Origin of the sequence: Nonomuraea cypriaca (assembly GCF_015645445.1) — a bacterium.
In the GTDB taxonomy this organism is placed as follows: Bacteria; Actinomycetota; Actinomycetes; order Streptosporangiales; family Streptosporangiaceae; genus Nonomuraea; species Nonomuraea cypriaca.
Genome location: NZ_JADOGI010000111.1, coordinates 15,302 through 33,922 on the forward strand (window position 1 = coordinate 15,302; position 18,621 = coordinate 33,922).

22 protein-coding genes and 1 pseudogene are annotated in these 18,621 nt (G+C 71.0%); 15 read left to right on the forward strand and 8 right to left on the reverse strand.

Going from position 1 to position 18,621, the window contains the following annotated elements:
- The first annotated feature begins 21 nt into the window (after positions 1-21).
- The 8 genes from ITP53_RS31080 to ITP53_RS56285 all read left to right on the forward strand — a co-directional run bounded on the left by ITP53_RS31080 (position 22) and on the right by ITP53_RS56285 (position 4,605).
- Complete coding sequence (locus ITP53_RS31080) at positions 22-267, forward strand: hypothetical protein (protein WP_195899022.1); 246 nt, start codon at positions 22-24, stop codon at positions 265-267.
- 192 nt (positions 268-459) lie between these two features.
- Positions 460-855, forward strand: a complete 396-nt coding sequence (locus ITP53_RS31085; protein ID WP_195899023.1) for a DUF6069 family protein — start codon at positions 460-462, stop codon at positions 853-855.
- 33 nt (positions 856-888) lie between these two features.
- The gene (locus ITP53_RS31090) at positions 889-1,245 is read left to right on the forward strand and encodes a YciI family protein (protein WP_195899024.1); all 357 of its coding nucleotides are present in this window, start codon (positions 889-891) and stop codon (positions 1,243-1,245) included.
- Between the two features lie 6 nt (positions 1,246-1,251).
- A complete protein-coding gene (locus ITP53_RS31095; protein WP_195899025.1) occupies positions 1,252-2,445 on the forward strand; it encodes an RNA polymerase sigma factor in 1,194 nt (397 codons plus the stop codon).
- A gap of 55 nt (positions 2,446-2,500) precedes the next feature.
- Complete coding sequence (locus tag ITP53_RS31100; RefSeq protein WP_195899026.1) at positions 2,501-3,085, forward strand: dihydrofolate reductase family protein; 585 nt, start codon at positions 2,501-2,503, stop codon at positions 3,083-3,085.
- A gap of 189 nt (positions 3,086-3,274) precedes the next feature.
- Complete coding sequence (locus ITP53_RS31105) at positions 3,275-3,919, forward strand: dihydrofolate reductase family protein (RefSeq protein WP_195899027.1); 645 nt, start codon at positions 3,275-3,277, stop codon at positions 3,917-3,919.
- 5 nt (positions 3,920-3,924) lie between these two features.
- On the forward strand, positions 3,925-4,410 hold the full coding sequence (locus ITP53_RS31110) for a recombinase family protein (protein WP_207756642.1): 486 nt from the start codon (positions 3,925-3,927) through the stop codon (positions 4,408-4,410).
- Entirely contained in the window at positions 4,411-4,605 is a 195-nt protein-coding gene (locus ITP53_RS56285) for a helix-turn-helix domain-containing protein (protein ID WP_207756643.1), read from the forward strand.
- 21 nt (positions 4,606-4,626) lie between these two features.
- Here ITP53_RS56285 and ITP53_RS31115 read toward each other — a convergent pair.
- Positions 4,627-4,734: pseudogene (locus ITP53_RS31115) on the reverse strand (integration host factor, actinobacterial type); the annotation flags it as partial.
- A gap of 253 nt (positions 4,735-4,987) precedes the next feature.
- Here ITP53_RS31115 and ITP53_RS31120 point away from each other — a divergent pair.
- From ITP53_RS31120 to ITP53_RS31140, 5 genes are all read left to right on the forward strand, one after another.
- The gene (locus ITP53_RS31120; protein WP_407941331.1) at positions 4,988-5,401 is read left to right on the forward strand and encodes a hypothetical protein; all 414 of its coding nucleotides are present in this window, start codon (positions 4,988-4,990) and stop codon (positions 5,399-5,401) included.
- Positions 5,402-5,689: 288 nt separating this feature from the next.
- Positions 5,690-7,135 (forward strand): argininosuccinate synthase, encoded by a 1,446-nt coding sequence (gene argG, locus ITP53_RS31125; RefSeq protein WP_195899028.1) that lies wholly within the window; start codon positions 5,690-5,692, stop codon positions 7,133-7,135.
- Between the two features lie 140 nt (positions 7,136-7,275).
- The gene (locus tag ITP53_RS31130) at positions 7,276-7,629 is read left to right on the forward strand and encodes a YciI family protein (protein WP_195899029.1); all 354 of its coding nucleotides are present in this window, start codon (positions 7,276-7,278) and stop codon (positions 7,627-7,629) included.
- 5 nt (positions 7,630-7,634) lie between these two features.
- On the forward strand, positions 7,635-8,915 hold the full coding sequence (locus ITP53_RS31135; protein WP_195899030.1) for an RNA polymerase sigma factor: 1,281 nt from the start codon (positions 7,635-7,637) through the stop codon (positions 8,913-8,915).
- Between the two features lie 116 nt (positions 8,916-9,031).
- A complete protein-coding gene (locus tag ITP53_RS31140) occupies positions 9,032-9,685 on the forward strand; it encodes a maleylpyruvate isomerase family mycothiol-dependent enzyme (RefSeq protein ID WP_207756645.1) in 654 nt (217 codons plus the stop codon).
- 148 nt (positions 9,686-9,833) lie between these two features.
- Here ITP53_RS31140 and ITP53_RS31145 read toward each other — a convergent pair whose 3' ends face one another.
- Together ITP53_RS31145 and ITP53_RS31150 are read right to left on the reverse strand one after the other, a co-directional pair.
- Positions 9,834-10,256, reverse strand: coding sequence for an SRPBCC family protein (locus ITP53_RS31145; RefSeq protein ID WP_328816328.1), 423 nt, complete (start codon positions 10,254-10,256; stop codon positions 9,834-9,836).
- Between the two features lie 301 nt (positions 10,257-10,557).
- Positions 10,558-11,229: a TetR family transcriptional regulator gene (locus tag ITP53_RS31150; RefSeq protein ID WP_195899031.1), complete on the reverse strand. Its 672-nt coding sequence runs from the start codon at positions 11,227-11,229 to the stop codon at positions 10,558-10,560.
- Positions 11,230-11,433: 204 nt separating this feature from the next.
- Here ITP53_RS31150 and ITP53_RS31155 point away from each other — a divergent pair, with 204 nt between their 5' ends.
- The gene (locus ITP53_RS31155) at positions 11,434-12,402 is read left to right on the forward strand and encodes an SDR family NAD(P)-dependent oxidoreductase (RefSeq protein ID WP_195899032.1); all 969 of its coding nucleotides are present in this window, start codon (positions 11,434-11,436) and stop codon (positions 12,400-12,402) included.
- A 113-nt stretch (positions 12,403-12,515) separates the two neighbouring features.
- Here ITP53_RS31155 and ITP53_RS31160 read toward each other — a convergent pair whose 3' ends face one another.
- The 5 genes from ITP53_RS31160 to ITP53_RS31180 are packed head-to-tail and all read right to left on the reverse strand — an operon-like array spanning position 12,516 to position 15,685.
- A complete protein-coding gene (locus ITP53_RS31160; RefSeq protein ID WP_195899033.1) occupies positions 12,516-12,914 on the reverse strand; it encodes a hypothetical protein in 399 nt (132 codons plus the stop codon).
- 31 nt (positions 12,915-12,945) lie between these two features.
- A complete protein-coding gene (locus tag ITP53_RS31165; RefSeq protein WP_236051361.1) occupies positions 12,946-13,326 on the reverse strand; it encodes a dihydrofolate reductase family protein in 381 nt (126 codons plus the stop codon).
- A gap of 34 nt (positions 13,327-13,360) precedes the next feature.
- Complete coding sequence (locus ITP53_RS31170) at positions 13,361-14,005, reverse strand: response regulator (protein ID WP_195899034.1); 645 nt, start codon at positions 14,003-14,005, stop codon at positions 13,361-13,363.
- Positions 13,996-15,084 carry a sensor histidine kinase gene (locus ITP53_RS31175; protein ID WP_195899035.1) on the reverse strand — a complete coding sequence of 363 codons (1,089 nt, stop codon included), beginning with the start codon at positions 15,082-15,084 and terminating at the stop codon, positions 13,996-13,998. The genes ITP53_RS31170 and ITP53_RS31175 overlap by 10 nt, the downstream gene beginning before the upstream one ends.
- On the reverse strand, positions 15,068-15,685 hold the full coding sequence (locus ITP53_RS31180) for a DedA family protein (protein ID WP_195899036.1): 618 nt from the start codon (positions 15,683-15,685) through the stop codon (positions 15,068-15,070). The genes ITP53_RS31175 and ITP53_RS31180 overlap by 17 nt, the downstream gene beginning before the upstream one ends.
- 101 nt (positions 15,686-15,786) lie before the next feature.
- Between ITP53_RS31180 and ITP53_RS31185 the strand changes: the two genes are divergently transcribed.
- Complete coding sequence (locus ITP53_RS31185) at positions 15,787-18,612, forward strand: DEAD/DEAH box helicase (protein WP_328816332.1); 2,826 nt, start codon at positions 15,787-15,789, stop codon at positions 18,610-18,612.
- The last annotated feature ends 9 nt before the right edge of the window (positions 18,613-18,621 follow it).

The window sequence follows — 18,621 nt, forward strand, 5'->3', positions numbered from 1 at the left end:
GGCTGCATGCCTTCAGCGTGAGTGGGCCGCTTTGGCAGTACGACCGAAGGCCTGGACCGCACCACCGACCAGCGCAAGCTCATCCGGTTACGCGGCCGGATCCACGCCGCCGCCCGGGTGGCCGCCGAAGGATGCCACACCACCGACTCCGCCCTCACCATCGGCATCCAGGGCCCCGACGCCCAAGAACGCATCAAGCAGCTCCGCAACGCGCCGGCCAAGCTCATCACCAAGCACGGGTGGACCGTCCGCTACGAACCCCGCTGACCCGAACCTTCTTGCTTAGCGGGAATTTCCGGCCGGATCTGACCAGGACCCCGAGATAGCCAACCTCTGACCCGGCCGGGGCGAGTGCGTCTTCTGACTTTTTCGTGTGGTGGTGTCGAATGGCGTCGAGCGCGTTCGTAGCCAAGGTGAGAGGCCGGCAACGGGCCGGTCGCCACTCACCGGAGGTCCACGATGTCCGTCACCACCAGCGCTCGCGCGAAGCCAGTGATCATCGGCGGCCTGACCTCCGTGGCGGTCGCCGGTGCGGCGACCGCGACCGTCGCCGCGGCGGGTGAGTTCGCCGGGATCAGCCTCGTTGTCGGCGGTGCGCCGATCCCGGTGTCCGGGTTCGCCGTGCTGACGGTCATCTTCTCCGTGGCGGGCCTGGTGCTGGCCCTGGTGCTGGCTCGCTCGGCTCGCCGTCCGCGTACGGCGTTCGTACGCGCCACGTTTGTGCTCACCGCGTTGTCACTGGTACCGGATGTGCTTGCGGACGCGTCCGCGGCCACGAAGGTGCTGCTGATGTTGACGCACGTGGTCGCCGCCGCGATCGTGGTCCCGGCCATCGCCCGCCGCCTGCCCGCCTGATCCTTCGTACCTGATCCCTCGTAGGAGTTCGCCATGAAGCAGTACCTGCTCGCCGTCCGGTTCGATGAAAGCGCGCCGTCGCCGTCCGAAGGGGAAATGCGGGAGCAGCAGGCCCGGACGGCCAAGGTCACCGCCGACATGCGGTCCGCCGGTTCGTGGGTGTTCGTCGGCGGCCTGTTGCCCTCGCACGCCACCACGGTCGTCCGTCCCGGCAACGGCACGACGACGATGACCGACGGCCCGTTCGCCGAGACGAAGGAGCAGCTCGGCGGGTTCTGGGTGATCCGGTGCGACGGCCTGGACCAGGCGCTGGCCTGGGCCGAGAGGTGCGCGCTGGCCTGCGGGTCCCCGATCGAGGTGCGCCCGTTCGAAGACGCACAGGGGGAATGAGCGCGGATGGATCTGGACAGCGTCTACCGGGCGGAGTACGGCCGGTGCGTGGCCACGCTGACGCGCCTGCTCGGTGACATCGGGCTCGCCGAGGAGTTCGTGCAGGACGCGTTCGCGGTGGCCGTGCAGAAATGGGACGAGGAGCCGCCGCCCAATCCCGGCGCGTGGATCGTGACCACCGCCCGCAACCGGGCGATCGACCGGCTGCGCCGGGAATCCACCCGCGAGGCCCGCCACGCCCAGGCGCTGCTGCTGCACCAAGTCGACGAACCACAGGAGGTGGGACCGGTGCGTGACGACCAGCTCCGCATGATCTTCACCTGCTGCCACCCCGCGCTGTCGCCGCTCGCGCAGAGCGCGCTCACCCTGCGCCTGCTCGGCGGGCTGGAGGTGGCCGAGATCGCCCGGGCCTACCTGGTGCCGGAGGCGACCGTCGCCCAGCGGATCGTCCGCGCGAAGAAGAAGATCCGCGACGCCGGCATCCCCTACCGGGTGCCCGCCGCCGCCGAGCTCCCTGATCGGCTGACCTCGGCGCTCACCGTGCTCTACCTGGTCTTCAACGAGGGATACACCTCCACGTCGGGGGAGCTGCTGCGGACGGACCTGTGCCTGGAGGCGGTCCGCCTGGCCAGGGCGCTGGCCGAGCTGATGCCCGACGAGCCGGAGGTGATCGGGCTGCTGGCGCTGCTCCTGCTCACCGAAGCGCGGCGGCCCGCGCGGGTGGGGCCTTCGGGTGAGCTGGTGGTGCTCGCGGAGCAGGACCGGTCGTTGTGGAACCGGGAGCTGATCGCCGAGGGCCATGAGCTGGTACGGCGGTGCCTGCGCCGTGCTCAGCCGGAGCCGTACCAGCTGCAGGCCGCGATCAACGCCGTGCACACCGACGGGCCGGCGACCGACTGGGCGCAGGTGCTGGCGCTGTACGACCAGCTGCTGCAACACACCCCGACCCCGATCGTCGCGCTCAACCGCGCTGTCGCCGTCGCCGAGGTGCACGGACCGGCGCCGGCGCTGGCCATCATCGATGAGCTGGACCTGCCGGGCTACCACCTGCTGCCCGCCACCCGCGCCGAGCTGCTCACCCGCCTGGGCCGTACCGCCGATGCCCTCGCCGCCTACGACGAGGCCATCACCCTGGCCACCAACGACACCGAACGAACCTTCCTGCAGACGCGACGGGCACGCCTGACCCCGGACAGCTGACCGGACCCCGCGAACTGCTCTGTATACCCGATCACCCGCACTCGAGGAGAACATCATGACCGCTACCTATACCTTCGACGTCTTTACCAGCCTCGACGGCTACGGCTCCTACAACAGCAGCGGCGACTGGGGCGGCTACTGGGGCAAGCAAGGTCCCGAGTTTCTCGACCACCGCCTCGCCTTGTACAGCGAGGAGCAGCGGATGGTCCTCGGGGCCAACACCTTTCGCCAATTCGTGCAGGTGCTGGGCCCGAGCACCGAGGAGTCCGAGGTGAGTGACCCGGTGAACACCCGGATGAGGAACCTGCCGACAACGGTGGTGTCGACCACACTCGAAGGACCCCTCGACTGGCCGAACGCGACCCTCGTGAGCGGTGACGCCGTCGACGTCGTCGCCCGGCTCAAGGAGGAATCCGAGGTGCCGTTGCGCTCGCACGGCAGCCTGTCGATGAACCGGGCGCTGATGGCCGCCGGTCTGGTCGACCGCGTCCAGGTGACGCTCTTCCCTGTGATCACCGGTCAGACCGGAGTGGACCCGATCTTCCAGGGTGCGGCCGACTTCGACCTCGAGCTGACCGAGAGCCGGACGCTCGACGGCCACATCCAAGAGCTTATCTACCGGCCCATCCTGCATGTCTGAGACCATCTATGCGCCCCGGAGGGTCGCGGCCATCAGCGTGGCCGCGACTTGATCGAGGCCGCGGCCGCGCTCTACGGCAATGCGGGTGGCTGTCGCCGTGCGGATCGCGGCAGATCCGTTCACGACCGATGAGCGGCGCCGCGGTCCGGTCGTACCGAACGACGACCCAGCGCGAAGGGAACCACGACCATGAAACTGACGACCGTCACGAACGTCTCCGTCGATGGAGTGACGCAGGGACATCGACGGATTGATGCAGAGACCCGGCGCGAAGCCGGCGCGCCGGACCAGGATGGCAGCGGCGGATTCGAGCGCTTCGGATGGGCCCCACCACTGCTCGACGACGGGGCCTCGACTTTCATCAGCCAGGCCTTCCAGCGCGCCGACGCGTTCCTGTTCGGCCGGCGGACCTACGAGATCTTCGCCGGCTCCTGGGGAGCAGGCATGGATCCGGGCAACCCCGTCGGAGAGGCGTTGAACACGCGGCCCAAGTACGTCGCCTCGACCACGCTCGCCGACCCGCAATGGGCGGACACGACCGTGCTGTCCGGTGACATCGCGGGCGCCATCGGCGAGCTGAGAGCCCAGCCGGGCGGTGCGCTGCAAGTGTGGGGCAGTGGCACCCTGATCCGCTGGCTGCTCGACCAGCGCCTGGTCGACGAGATCGTACTGCTCACCTATCCCGTGGTCGTCGGCCAGGGCACGCGGCTCTTCCCCGCCACCGGCCCGGACATAGGACTCGAGCTGGTCGACTTGCAGTCCACCCCAAAGGGGCTAACGATCCAGACCTACCGCACCACCGGTCGCCCGCAGTACGAGACGACCACGACCTGAAGCATGTGACGGAGATCTGCTGGAGACGAGGAGCACTCGGCGTCTTTCGGATCATCGCGGCCTGCGTCGCCGCCGGGCTCAACTACGCCCGTACCCACCCGCAGGCCGGCTGCGAGCAGATCTTCATCGACAAGGCGTCGGGGAAACTCGCCCGCCGCCCAGAACTCGACAAGGCCCTGCTCGTGCTCCGGCCGGGGGACCAGCTCGTGGTCACCAAGCTGGACCGGCTCGGCCGGTCACTGGAACACCTCATCGCGCTGTCCAAGCAGCTACAGGAGCGCGGCGTCGACCTGGTGGTGCTGGACCAGGGCATCGACACCTCCACCGCCATCGGCCGGATGTTCTTCCAGATCCTCGGCGCGATCGCCGAGTTCGAACACGCCCTCATGTCGGAGCGGACGATGGACGGCCTGGAGGCCGCCCGCGCCCGCGGCCGCACCGGCGGCCAGAAACCCAAGCTCGGGCCCCGCCAGGTGAAGCTCGCCCGGTAGATGTATGAGGAGAAGACCGAGGACGGCAAGCGCCGCTACACCGTCCAGCAGATCGCCGACGAATTCGGCGTCACCCGCCCCACCATCTACCGCCACCTCACCATGTCACGGCGAGTGCGTGAGCAGGCGGCCAACATCCGCCTCCAGGGCCCTGCCAGCTCTGGTCAGGCCCTGATCGACGACAGCAACCGCTGACGTTGCAGCTCGCCCAAGCCACCCACCCGAACGCAGCCCCTCCAACAGTTCCCCGCGCGCCTTCCGCGCCGCCGCAGCCTTCTCCAACGCCTGCGCCCGCTGCTCCGCGGTCAAAACCGGCAACGCCATGAACAAACTCTCCACGATCAAATCGGAGCCGCTCCTCCATCCGTCAGCAGAGCACCCGACCCATCATGAACCACCACTGTCAACAGATGTGACAGTAACCCCGGTTCACCGGACGTTTCCTACTCGGGGGCCAACACCGCCAGCGAGTACTGCTCCAGCTTGTCTTTGATTTTGGGGTCGGAGCCGGAAACGGGGCCGAAGTGGCGATGCCAGCCCAGCCAACGCCATCTACCTCGCACGGCACGGCTGGGAGGTGGCGGCCGTCGACCTGATCGACCGCGCCGTCGACCAGGCCAGGGAGAAGGCCGAGGCGGCGGGAGCGGCGGTACGGCTGCTGCACGGAGACGCCACCCGCCTCGACGAGCTGGACGCGCCCGGTCCCTTCGACCTGTTCTTCGACCTGAGCTGCTATTGCGGGATCCCGCTGCACCGCCGCGACGCCTACGCCGCCGGGCTCACCCACCGCGCCGCTCCCGGAGCACGGCTGCTGATGTTCGGGTACGGCCCCGAGCCGCTCGGCAATCCCATCCCCGAGGTCACGTCGTGGGCGGCGGGCGTCACGCCCGACGAACTCCGCGCCAGGTTCGCCGGCTGGGAACTACTCGACGTCACACCGGGCACCAACTCGGTGCCGACCTTCTGGTTCACGCTGCGCCGCGACGCCTAGAGAGTCGGTCATGTAGCTGAACGGGCCCCTGCTTCCCACCCACTCCCCGCAGGACAGGCACGTGCGGAGCTAGGTGGCTCTGCACGGAGCCGGAGCGCAGGCGCGCACTTCGGACACGCGTGCAAGGAGACCGTCATGAGCCTGACGACGGTGATCATGGCTGGCGCGAGAATGACACAGTTCGGCACGTCATCGGTCACGTCGATCATCTGACCTGTCCGGGGTCCCACGACTCGCGGGGTCCCGGATGTTGCATGGTCATGCATGGGTATGTATATACTTCTACTCGTGTCTAAGGTACTCACCTCCCTGCCTGTCGGTGAACGTGTCGGCATCGCCTTCTCCGGCGGCCTCGACACGTCGGTAGCGGTCGCGTGGATGCGCGAGAAAGGTGCAGTGCCGTGCACCTACACCGCCGACATCGGCCAGTACGACGAGCCCGACATCGCCTCGGTGCCCGGCCGCGCCACCGCCTACGGCGCCGAGCTCGCCCGGCTGGTCGACTGCCGCTCCGCCCTCGTCGAGGAAGGGCTCGCCGCCCTGGCCTGCGGGGCGTTCCACGTCCGCTCAGGTGGCCGCGCCTACTTCAACACCACCCCGCTCGGGCGGGCCGTCACCGGCACCCTGCTGGTACGCGCGATGCTCGAGGACGGCGTACGCATCTGGGGCGACGGCTCCACCTTCAAGGGCAACGACATCGAGCGGTTCTACCGTTACGGCCTGCTCGCCAACCCCGCCCTGCGGATCTACAAGCCGTGGCTGGACGCCGGCTTCGTCAGCGAGCTCGGCGGCCGCAAGGAGATGTCGGAGTGGCTGCTCGCCCGCGACCTGCCCTACCGCGACAGCACCGAGAAGGCCTACTCCACCGACGCCAACATCTGGGGCGCCACCCACGAGGCCAAGGCCCTGGAGCACCTCGACGCCGGCATCGAGCTGGTCGAGCCGATCATGGGCGTGCGGTTCTGGGACCCCGCCGTCGAGATCGCCACCGAGGACGTCACGATCCGCTTCGAGCGGGGCCGCCCGGTGACGATCAACGGCAAGGAGTTCGCCTCCGACGTCGACCTGGTGCTGGAGGCCAACGCCATCGGCGGCCGGCACGGCCTGGGCATGTCCGACCAGATCGAGAACCGCGTCATCGAGGCCAAGAGCCGCGGCATCTACGAGGCGCCCGGCATGGCGTTGCTGTACGCGGCCTACGAGCGGCTGGTCAACGCCATCCACAACGAGGACACCCTCGCCGCCTACCACCACGAAGGCCGCCGCCTGGGCCGCCTGCTCTACGAAGGCCGCTGGCTGGACCCCCAGGCGCTGATGGTGCGCGAGTCGCTGCAGCGCTGGGTCGGAGCGGCGGTCACCGGCGAGGTCACCCTGCGGCTGCGGCGCGGCGAGGACTACTCCATCCTGGACACCTGCGGGCCGGCGTTCAGCTACCACCCGGACAAGCTCTCCATGGAACGCACCGAGGACTCCGCGTTCGGGCCGGTCGACCGCATCGGCCAGCTCACCATGCGCAACCTCGACATCGCCGACTCCCGCGCCAAGCTGGAGCAGTACGCCGCGATCGGCCTGGTCGGCAGCCCCCACCCGACGCTGATCGGCGCCGCGCAGGCCACCGCGACCGGCCTGATCGGCGCGATGCCCCGAGGCGGCGCCGAGACGATCGCCTCCACCGGCACGGTCCCCGACGACGAGCTGCTCGATCACGCCGCGATGGAGTCCGGCACCGACTGACCCGCGCCGGAGCGGACGTCACCGAAATGCCGCTCGTCCATGTGTCCAAAGGGACGTCTCCCATTCGTTGTCCTTTGCGTAGGGTGACCCGGTCGCTCGCGACATCACGGGTCACACCAGCGCAGACAGGGAGCCGCGCCATGAAGTACATGCTGATGATCCACAGCGCCGCCACCGAGGATTCCGGCGCGACGGCGGACGGGTGCACGATCGACGACTGGACGGCCTACGACAAGGCCGTCCACGAGGCGGGGATCTGGGTCGCCGGGCACTCCCTCGCGGACCTGACCACCGCCACGACGGTACGCGTCGGGCCGGCGGGCGAGCGGACCGTCGTCGACGGGCCGTTCGCCGAGACACGCGAGGTCCTCGGCGGCTACTACGTCATCGACGTGCCCGATCTCGACGTCGCCCTCGACTGGGCGGCCCGCTGCCCCGGCGCGCGCGGCGGCGGCTCGATCGTCGTACGGCCCGTCGCCGAGTTCGGGGCCTGACCGCCATGACCGACCAGCCTGACGGGACAGGCGCGCAGGCGTCGGTGGAGGCCATGTTCCGCGAGGAGCGCGGCCGGCTGCTCGCCTCCCTCGTACGGCGCTTCGGCGACCTCGACCTGGCCGAGGACGTCGCCTCCGAGGCGATCGAGGCCGCGCTGGCGCACTGGCCGGTCGACGGCGTACCGCCCAAACCCGGCGCGTGGCTGATGACGACCGCCCGGCGCCGGGCCGTCGACCGGCTGCGGCGGGACAAGGCGTACGCCGCGCGGCTCGCCATCCTGCAGGTGGAGGCCGACCGCGCCGCCCCCGCCTGCGACGATGGCGACGACCTGCCCGACGAACGCCTGCGGCTGTTCTTCACCTGCGCTCACCCGGCGCTGCCCGCAGGCGATCGCGGAGCGCTCATGCTGCGCTGCCTCGCGGGACTGACGACACCCGAGGTCGCGCGCGCCTTCCTGGTGCCGCCGGCCACGATGGGCAAGCGCATCGTCCGGGTCAAGAAGAAGATCCGCGAGGCCCGCATCCCGTTTCGCGTACCCGACGCCGGCGAACTCCCTGCCCGCCTGCCCGGCGTGCTCCAGGTCATCTACTCGATCTTCACCGAGGGGTACGCGGCCAGCTCCGGCCCTGACCTGCAGCGGCTCGACCTCGCCGAGGAGGCCATCAGGCTGGCGCGCATCCTGCGCCGCCTGCTGCCCGCCGAACGCGAGGTCGCGGGCCTGCTCGGGCTGATGCTGCTGATCCACGCACGGCGCGACGCCCGCACCGGGCCCGCCGGCGACCTCGTGCTGCTCGACGAGCAGGACCGCGGCCGCTGGGACCCCACGATGATCGAGGAAGGCCGTGAACTGGTACGCGCCGCGCTGACCGGCGGCCCGCCCGGCCCGTACGGCGTGCAGGCCGCGATCGCCGCGCTGCACGACGAGGCCGCGGACGTCGCCACCACCGACTGGCCCCAGATCGTGGCGCTCTACGACGTGCTGCTCGCCCTCATGCCCTCCCCCGTCGTCGAGCTCAACCGGGCCGCGGCGGTGGCACTGCGCGACGGGCCCGAGGCCGGCCTGGCGCTGCTCGACGGGCTGGCCGGGGAGGCGCCGCTCCGCGCGTACAGCCCCTATCCGGCCGCCCGCGCGGACCTGCTGCAGCGGCTCGGCCGCTTCGCCGAGGCGGCGGCGGCCTACCGCGAAGCGCTCGACCTGGCCGGCTCCGAACCCGAACGCGCCCACCTGCGCCGCCGCATGGCCGCCCTCCAACCCGCAGCCCCGAACCCGAACCGACAGCCCTGACAGCTGCCGCCGTCCCGGAGCCGGGCCCGCAGCCCTGAGGACCCCGCGCCGCGCGGCCCGTTGCCCGCCGCAGCACACGGCCGCGTGCCATGCGCGGCCACCCGTCATCACGCCACATGAGCGACCAGGAGATGGACATGAACCCCCATGAGATCACCACGCTGGTGGAGGCCGAACGGCTCGGCCTCGCCGATCTCCTCGACGACCTCTCCGGCCAGGAGTGGCGGACCGGCTCCCTGTGCCCGGGCTGGACCGTGCACGACGTCGCCGCGCACCTGACCCTGTCGACCCGCTCGACGTTCCTCGGCATGCTCGGCGGCGTGATCCGCGCGGGCGGCGACTTCAACAAGATGGTCGCCGTACAGGCGCGGACCCGGGCCGCCAGGTTCACCCCCGCGGAGCTCGTCGCGCAGATCCGCCAGAGCGCCGGATCAGCCCGCCGCGCCCCGGGCGCGGGGCCACTCGACCCGTTGGTCGACGCGCTCGTCCACGGACAGGACATCGCCCGTCCGCTCGGCCGCGTGCGCCCGATGCCCGTCGCGGCGGTCACGGTCGCGCTCGACTACGTCCTCGGCAGCCGCTTCTACGGCGCCCGCCGGCGTCTGGACGGCACGCGGCTCATCGCCACCGACCTGGACTGGTCGTCGGGCCAGGGCCCCGACGACATACGCGGCCCGGCCGGCGACCTCCTCCTGCTGGCCACCGGCCGCTCAACGGCCCCCGCAGCCCTGTCCGGCCCAGGCACCGCACGCCTCCAACCCACACTGTGACGCTGCTGAGGTCGCGGCGCTGCTCGGAAGTGACCAGGGCCGCCCAAGGCCGATCGGCTCTGTTCAGGGCGCGGCCAGGGTGGCTCAAAGCGCGGCCGACGGCACCCAGGGCACGATCGGCGCTGCTTCCAAGGCGTGGGGGCGCTGCTCAGGGTCTGGTCAGGGTGGCGAGTTTGCGGAGGGAGCGGCGGGTGAGGGCGATGACCACAGGGCGGGCCAGCGGCCACAACGCGCGCCCCAGCGGGCCGAACGGCAGGCGCAGCTCCTCCGCCCAGATGACCTGGCAGCCGCCCGCGCGCGGACGCACCCGGATCGCGCCCCGGCCGCGCACCACCCGGCCGGTGTGCTCCACCCGCACGAGCGCGGGCGGCTCCCAATGGGTGATCGTCATCGTGTCCAGGAACCCGAACGGCCACACCCCCGTGTAGGCCTCGATCGTGTCCCCGCCCACCTGGGCGGCGGTGGTCAGGAACATCCACTCCCGATGCCGGGGCCAGTCGGTGATGAGCGCGAACACCTGCTCCGGCGGGGCCGGCACGTCGAGCGCGGCGGCGGCGTACACGGGTCTCACGCACCAATCCCTACCCCGTCGGTCCCGCCCTTGTCAGCTGCCCTGGTTATCGCCGGTTTCCACGAGGCCGTCCCGGTTCGTACGCGACCTACGACTTGAGCCGATCAGGGAGATCGCTGCGCCGGACTCGCTCCGATCAAGAAGGCGTTGAGGCCCAGGGCCCGCTGCGGATCGCCGGTATCGCGCCGCGCTCACCACGAACCCCGGCGACCCCTGCTCGGCGATACGAGACTACGAGCAGGCAATGTTCACTCGGTCACGTTCGGGAGCAGGCGCCGATAAGGGGTTGTCCGCAGGTTACTCAACCCCGGCTTCCCCGGAGGGAGGCGTCCGTGCTTGCCAGTCCTTCGGCGGTGGCTTGCAGCAGTCGCGTGAGGCGGGGTTGGAAGTCGAGTGCGACGTGGCCCCACCGCGGGTTGCGGGTGTAAAGCTCGGCGAGCGTGGCCGTGGGGTGCGATAGCTGCCAGAGGCTGCCGGTGATGCCCAACGCCGCGGTGATGAGGTCCTGTACCTGCGCGGTGGTCATGACGCCCGATGCGGTCAGGGTCTCGACGATGGCGTCGTGGGCTGCGAAGGAGTTGGTCTTGAAACGGTGCGCACGTTGCAGGTCGACGTCGCCCTCAAGACTGAGCGGTACATGGGTGAGCAGGTCGCAGAACAGTGGTTGCGCGGCCAGCGTGGTGGCCACGGCTGTCGCGGTTTCGCCGGGAGCGAGGTTGTACGCGTCGGCGAGGTGGTCGCTGATCAGGTCACGCCATTGTTGCCAGCCGCGTTCGGCGAGTTCGAGGAGGAGTTCTTCCTTGCTGGCGAAATAGCGGCGGACAGCGGAGGGATGCAGGCCCGCGAGTTCGGTGACGGCCGCCAGCGTGACATGGCGTACTCCGCCGAGGTCGGCGGCCAGTGTGCGCGCGGCGTCCAGGAGGTCCTCGGCACGACGCAGCTTGGCTTCCTGCGAACGAGCCCTGCGATGCATGAGGACACCATAACGCATGAAGCATGCGTTATGGTGATACAGTTCCGATTTAACGCAAGCCGATTGCGTTGAGCGTGCTGTCACGCCTTGGGGTGCGACGCCCAAGGAGAGGGAAGCCGGCCATGCGCGCCGCCGTCGTCGCCGGGTGGCGCCGGCAAATCGCACAGTCGCTCCTGCCACCCATCGAAGGGACGAGAGAACACCATGCAGTTGATCCAGACAGATTTCAACGCCACCAGCACCGCAGAGGACGTGATCGCCGGTCGCGATCTATCAGGACTGCGAGCCATCGTCACTGGCGCCGCCGCCGGGATCGGCATCGAGACCGCGCGGGCGCTGGCCCACGCCGGAGCTGACGTCACCCTCGCCGTCCGCGACAGCAATGCTGGTCGCGCGGCCGCAGAGGACATCACGACCGATAGCGGCAGCGTCGCCGTCCACATCGCGGAGATCGATCTAGCTGACCGCGCCAGTGTCGGCCGGTTCGTGAACGGGTGGAAGGGGCCGCTGCACCTACTGATCAACAACGCCGGCATCATGGCCGGCCCCCTGTCGCGTACGCGTGAAGGGTGGGAGCTGCAGTTCGCCACCAACCACCTGGGGCACTTCGCCTTGGCCCGCGGCCTGCACTCCGCGCTAGCGGCCGGCGCCGCGCAGCGTCACGGCGCTCGCATCGTGGGTCTGAGTTCCAGCGCGCACACGCGGGCGCCTGTCGATCTCGACGATCTGCATTTCCTACGCCGCCCCTACGATCCCTGGACCGCCTACGCCCAATCCAAGACGGCGGTCGTCCTGTTCTGCGTGGAGGCCTCTCGACGTTGGGCCGCTGACGGAATCGTGGCCAATGCCGTCAACCCAGGCGGCATCAAGACCGGCCTGCAGAAACACGTCAGCCCAGACCTTCAACGGACCTGGGATGCCGCCGAGGCCGCCGGCGACATCACGCTCAAGACTCCGCAACAGGGTGCCGCCACGACTCTGGTCGCCGCACTCACACCCGAGTTCGGTTCAACCGGAGGCCACTACCTGAACAACGGCAACGAAGCACCGACCGTTCCGAACGACACTGACCTCGGTTACGAAACACATGCCGTCAGGCAATGGGCCAAGGACCCCGAGACTGCTCGCACACTGTGGGACGTCTCCACTGCCCTCACCGACACGGCCTTCTGAGTGCTCGCCCCTTCTGGTCCTCGGCCGGTCTGCGCGGATCCGGCTCCGCGGCACGGGACGGGTGATCCGCTCGGACTCCGTCAGGCGGGCCGTCACGCACGAGCGGTGAGCGTTCACCGGCCTCCGGTGAACGGCGCCTCGCCGTCCCGCGGCGGGCGGAAGCGCAGGGCCGACCAGGTCTCGTCCACCGCGACCTGGCCGTTCGGGCGCAGGCCGAACTCGCCCACGATCGGCCACAGCGTGTCGCGGTTGATGTCGGCCTTGTTGCCCTTGGGGTAGGCCACCCACAGCACGGCCGGCTCGGCGAGGTGTTCGCGGTGGAGCTCCAGCAGGCGCCGGGCCGCGGCGGCGTCGGCGGCGAAGACGACCGCGACCCCCGCCTCCTTCAGGTCCGTCACGTGGCGGGCGCCCTCCGGCAGTTGCCCGAGGAGAGGGCGGTGGGCGGGATCGGAGACCCACACGGCGGTCTCCGGCTTGACGAGCAGCTTGGCGGCGACGGTTTTGGCAGTCATATCGGGCTTTCGTGCGGTTTTGGCGGGCATGTCAGGCTTTCGTGTAGGTCAGGTTCAGCACGCCGGTGCCGAAGGTGGCGGAACGGGTGAGCGTGAGGGGGATCTGCCCGCTCACGTCGCCGAACAGCTTCTTGCCCTTACCGATCACGATGGGGTGGACGAGCAGGTTGAGCTCGTCGAGCAGGCCGTCGCGCAGCAGGGAGACGACCAGGGTCGAGCTGCCGGTGACGCCGATGTTCTCGCCGGGCCGCTGCTTGAGCGGATCTGCGCGCCGACGGCCCGGCCCATCTCCTCGTCCATGTAGGGAAAGTGCCAGGTCTCCGGCGCCTCGACGACGCCGTCGAGTGAGATGAACAGTCCTGCGGTGATCTTCCTCATGGGAGGTCGCTCCTTGCTCTCGGGATGCCCCCAACGTCTCACCGAAAAAAATATTCGTCAAGGCTCGTTCAGGACTCCAGGAAGCGCAGCACCGCCAGCACCCGGCGGCTGTAACCGGTCGCGTGCGACAGGCTCAGCTTGTCGAACAAGGAGTTCACGTGCTTCTCCACCGCGCTCTGCGACACGTGCAGCGCCGCGGCGATCGAGGCGTTGGTCAGCCCCTGCGCCATCCGCTCCAGCACCTCCCGCTCGCGCACGGTCAGCCGCGCCAGCGGATCCACCTGCGTGGTGCGGGCCAGCAACTGGCGCACCACCTCAGGATCGAACGCCGCTCCCCCGGCCCCCACCCGCTCCAGCGCGTCCAGGAAGTCGCCGACCTGCGCCACCCGGTCCTTCAGCAGGTAGCCGACGCCCTCGACGTCCGCGCTCATCAGCTCGGTGGCGTACCTCTTCTCCACGTACTGCGACAACACCAGCACCTTCACCCCAGGCCAGCGGCGCCTGATCTCCAGGGCCGCGCGCAGCCCCTCGTCGGTGTGGCTCGGCGGCATCCGCACGTCCACCACCACGACGTCAGGCCGGTACGCGGCCACCGCCGCCACCAGCGCCGCACCGTCGCTGACCGCGGCCGGCACCTCGTGGCCCTCCTCCAGCAGCAGCCGGACCAGGCCCTCGCGCAGCAGCGTGGAGTCCTCGGCCAGGATCACCCGCACGGCAGCACCGCCACGATCGTCGTCGGCCCGCCCGCCGGGCTGCTCAGCTCGAACCCGCCGTCCAGCGCCGCCACCCGCCTGGCCAGCCCCGACAGGCCGCCCCCGCGCGCGCTGGCGCCGCCCGCGCCGTCGTCACGCACCCGTACGACCACCGCCCCGTCCTCCTCGTGCACCTCGACCGTGATGAGCGTGGCGGCGGCGTGCTTGGCGGCGTTCGTCACGGCCTCGCACACCACAAAGTACGCCGCCGTCTCCACCTGCGTCGGCGGCCGCCGCGGCAGGTCGCACCAAACCCTGACCGGCACGGCCGACCGCTCGGCCACACCCGCCAGCGCCTCGCCGAGCCCGAGGGAGTCCAGCCCGCTCGGGTAGACCCGCCAGGCCACCTCGCGCAGCTCGGCCAGCGCCTGCTGCGCCTCCTGGTGCGCCTGCTCCAGCAACTCCGGCCGCCCCCGCCTGGAGCGCCCGACCAGCATCGACAGCGCGACCAGGCGCTGCTGCAGCCCGTCGTGCAGGTCCCGCTCGATCCTGCGCCGCTCGGAGTCGACCGCCGCCACGATGCCGGCCCGGCTCTCGGCCAACTCGGCGATCCTGCGCTCCAGCGCCAGGGTACGGTCCGGGCCCAGCATCCGCAGCGCCAGCCGGCGCTCCAGCGCGTGCACCCCCACGAGACCGGACAGGTCCAGGAACAGCAGCACGATCCCGGCCACGACGGCATAGGCCACCAGAGGGACCGACGGGTACATCCCGTCGAACGGCCGGCCGGTCCCCCACGCCGCGACCACCATGACCACGACGACCGACCCGTACACCAGCAGGGCGACCACCAGCCCGCCGAGCACGCCGACCGGGCCCCGGGCGGCCAGGTAAAGCAACGCCCGGCCGCCCGGGCCCAGCGCGGCCCGGTCCAGGCGCAGGCGACGGGCCTCCAGCAGGGCCAGCCGCCGGGCGGCCGCGGCGACGTTCGGGTTGCCCGCGAACGGCAGGGTCAACAGCACGAACGCCAGCTCGGCCGGCGCGGTGACGGCGCCCAGCGTCACCGCGCCCAGCACCCGCAACCCCTCAACGGCGACTCGCATGCCTCCCCTTGCGCCGCTCGGCCACCCGTACACCGACGAACACCAGCACCGCGGCGACCACCATGGCGATCACCACGTTGGTGCCGATGCCGACGTACGCCTCCACCAGCGACCAGTTGTCGCCGAGGAAATAGCCGGCCAGGACGAAGATCGTGTTCCAGATGAGGCTGCCGGCCGCCGTCAGCAGCGTGAACGCCACGATAGGCATCCGCTCCACGCCCGCCGGCACCGAGATGAGGCTGCGGAAGATGGGGATCATCCTGCCGAAGAACACCGTCTTGCGCCCGTGGCGCAGGAACCACGCCTCCGTCTTCTCGATGTCGGACACCTTCACCAGCGGGAGCCTGGCGGCGATGGCCAGCACGCGCTCGCGGCCCAGTAACGCCCCCACCCAGTACAGCGCCAGGGCGCCGAGCACCGAGCCGAGCGTCGTGTACACCAGCACCTCGAGCAGATCCATCTCGCCCATACCGGCGGTGAAGCCGGCCAAGGGCAGGATCACCTCGCTGGGCAGCGGCGGGAACAGGTTCTCCAGCGCGATGGCCAGGCCCGCCCCTGGCGCCCCGAGGCTCTCCATCAGTCCAACCAGCCAATCAGTCATGGGGACAAGGCTATGGACGATCACGTGTGCCCGGGAATGAGGAAGGCGCCCGGGCGCAACTGTGGTAAACCACACCCCTCCGGGCCGTACACTGTACGGTCGTGAGCCTCTTGACGGACCTGGCACGGTACCCCGCAGTCTTCGAACCCGGCGACCCGCCCAGGTCCGGTCATGTGACCTTCCTCGACCCAGGCGGCGCGGACACCGTGACCGCGGCCGGGCAGGAGGGCGGGCCGATCGTCGTCCGGCCGGTGCCGGCCACCAGGGTGCCGGTGGGCGAGGCGGTCGCCGCCCTGGCCAGGGCCCGTACGGACGCCTCGGCCCACCCGTCGGTGCGGTTCTGGGGCGCGGTCGCGCTCGCCGGTCTCCAGCTCGTCGCGCGCGGCCGGGTGCTGCCCGGGGTGTCGGCGGGCGACCACGACGCGTGGCGGGCCGGGCCGCTGGACGAGGCCGACGTGCGGCGCATCCGCGAGCTGGCCGCCGCCATGCCGGCCGAGGCCCGCACCATCCCCCTCGACCCGGCGCCGGGCGAGATGCGGCCGGCCGAGGCTCAGCAGGCGAAGGCGGAAAGCGAGGCGCGGCCGGCCGAGGCGGAGCCAGGTGAGGAGGCGGAGCCAGGTGAGGTGGGGTCCGGTGAGGTGCGGCTGGCCGAGGCGGAGCCGCTGGTGCGGGCCTTCCTCGACGCCGTCGCCGACGCCCTGCCGCGCTCGCCCGGCGCCGTACGGGCCACCGGCACCACCGCCTACGCCGCCGCCGCGCCCGTCAAGGTGCCGCACCTGCGCCGCTGGGCCGAGGAGGTCTCGGCCGGGCTGGACTCCGGCGTGCGGCTGTCGCTGCGGCTGGAGGCCGACGACCTGGCCGCCTCCGAGTTCCGCGCCGTCGTCCAGCTCCACAGCCTCGCCGACCCCTCCCTCGTCGTCGACGCCGGCGAGCTGTGGCAGGGCAACGACCCAGGGTTCGGCCCCCGGGCCAGGATCGAGGCCACCCTGGCCGTCCGCCGAGCCGCCCGCGCCTGGCCCCGCCTGGAACGCCTGCTCGACAACGCCGTACCCGACGAGCTGTCCCTCACCGGCGGCGACGTCGAGGACCTGCTCGCCGGCGCCGCAGAACGCCTGGCCGCGACCGGGGTCGAGGTGCACTGGCCGCGGGCGCTCGTCCGCGGCCTCAGCGCCCGCGCCGTCGTCGGCGAGCGCGACCCGGCGCCGTCCGACCTGCCGTCGTTCCTCGGCGGGCACCACCTGACCAGCTTCGACTGGCAGCTCGCCCTCGGCGGCGAGCCGCTCACCGCCGCCGAGATGGACCGGCTCGCCGAGGCCCACCGCCCCGTCGTGCGTCTTCGCGACCAGTGGGTGCTCATCGACCCCGACCTGGCCCGCAAGGCCCGCCAGCGCGACCTCAAGCCGCTGACCGGGCTCGAAGCGCTCGGCGCCGCCCTGACCGGGTCCGTCGAGGTCGACGGCGAGCAGGTGCCGGTCGAGCCCACCGCGTGGCTGCGCGAGCTGCGCGAACGCCTCGCCCGGCCCGCCGACGCGGGCCCGCCTGCCGGGCTGGCCGCCACCCTGCGCGACTACCAGCTGGCCGGGCTGCGCTGGCTGGTCCAGATGACCTCGCTCGGGCTGGGCGGCTGCCTGGCCGACGACATGGGCCTGGGCAAGACCATCACGCTCATCGCGCTGCACCTGCACCGCGCCGGCACCGGACCGACGCTCGTGGTGTGTCCCGCCTCACTGCTGGGCAACTGGGAACGAGAGATCACCCGGTTCGCGCCCGGCGTCCCGGTACGCCGCTTCCACGGCACGAACCGCGACCTGGCCGCGGAGGGGTTCGTGCTGACCACGTATGCCACCATGCGGCTGGACGCGGCCCGGCTGGCCGCGCATCCCTGGGGCCTGCTCGTGGCCGACGAGGCCCAGCACGTCAAGAACCCCGCCTCCGGCACCGCCAAGGCGCTGCGCGAGATCCCCGCCGCCGCCCGCGTCGCGCTGACCGGCACCCCCGTGGAGAACAACCTGTCGGAGCTGTGGGCCATCCTCGACTGGACCACGCCGGGGCTGCTCGGGCCGCTGGGCAGGTTCAGGGCGCGGTGGGCCAAACCGGTCGAGTCCGGCGACGGCGAGGCGGCCACGCGGCTGTCGCGGCTGGTGGGGCCGTTCCTGCTGCGCCGCCGCAAGAGCGACCCCGGCATCGCGCCCGAGCTGCCGCCCAAGACGGAGACCGACCGTCCCGTCGCGCTCACCACCGAGCAGGCCGGTCTGTACGAGGCCGTCGTACGCGAGATCATGACCCAGATCCGCGACGTCGGCGGCATGGCCAGGCGCGGCCTCGTCGTCAAGCTGCTCACCGGGCTCAAGCAGATCTGCAACCACCCCGCCCACTACCTGCACGAGGCCGCCCCGCGCCTGCCCGGCCGCTCAGGCAAGCTGGAGCTGCTCGACGAGCTCGTCGACACCATCGTCGCCGAGGACGGCGCCGTGCTGGTGTTCACCCAGTACGTCGCCATGGCCAGGCTCCTCGAACGGCACCTGACCTCCCGGGGCGTGGCCACCCAGCTGCTGCACGGCGGCACCCCGGTCGCCCGCCGCGAGGAGATGGTGCGGCGCTTCCAGGACGGGCAGGCGCCGGTGTTCCTGCTGTCGCTCAAGGCCGCGGGCACCGGCCTCAACCTCACCCGCGCCGACCACGTCATCCACTACGACCGCTGGTGGAACCCTGCCGTCGAGGACCAGGCCACCGACCGCGCCTACCGCATCGGCCAGACACGGCCCGTCCAGGTGCACCGCCTGATCGCCGAAGGCACCATCGAGGACCGCATCGCCGGGATGCTGGCCGCCAAACGCTCCCTCGCCGACTCCGTGCTGGCCTCCGGCGAGGCCGCGCTCACCGAGCTGACCGACGCCGAACTCGCCGCCCTCGTGGAGCTCCGATGACCCCGATCC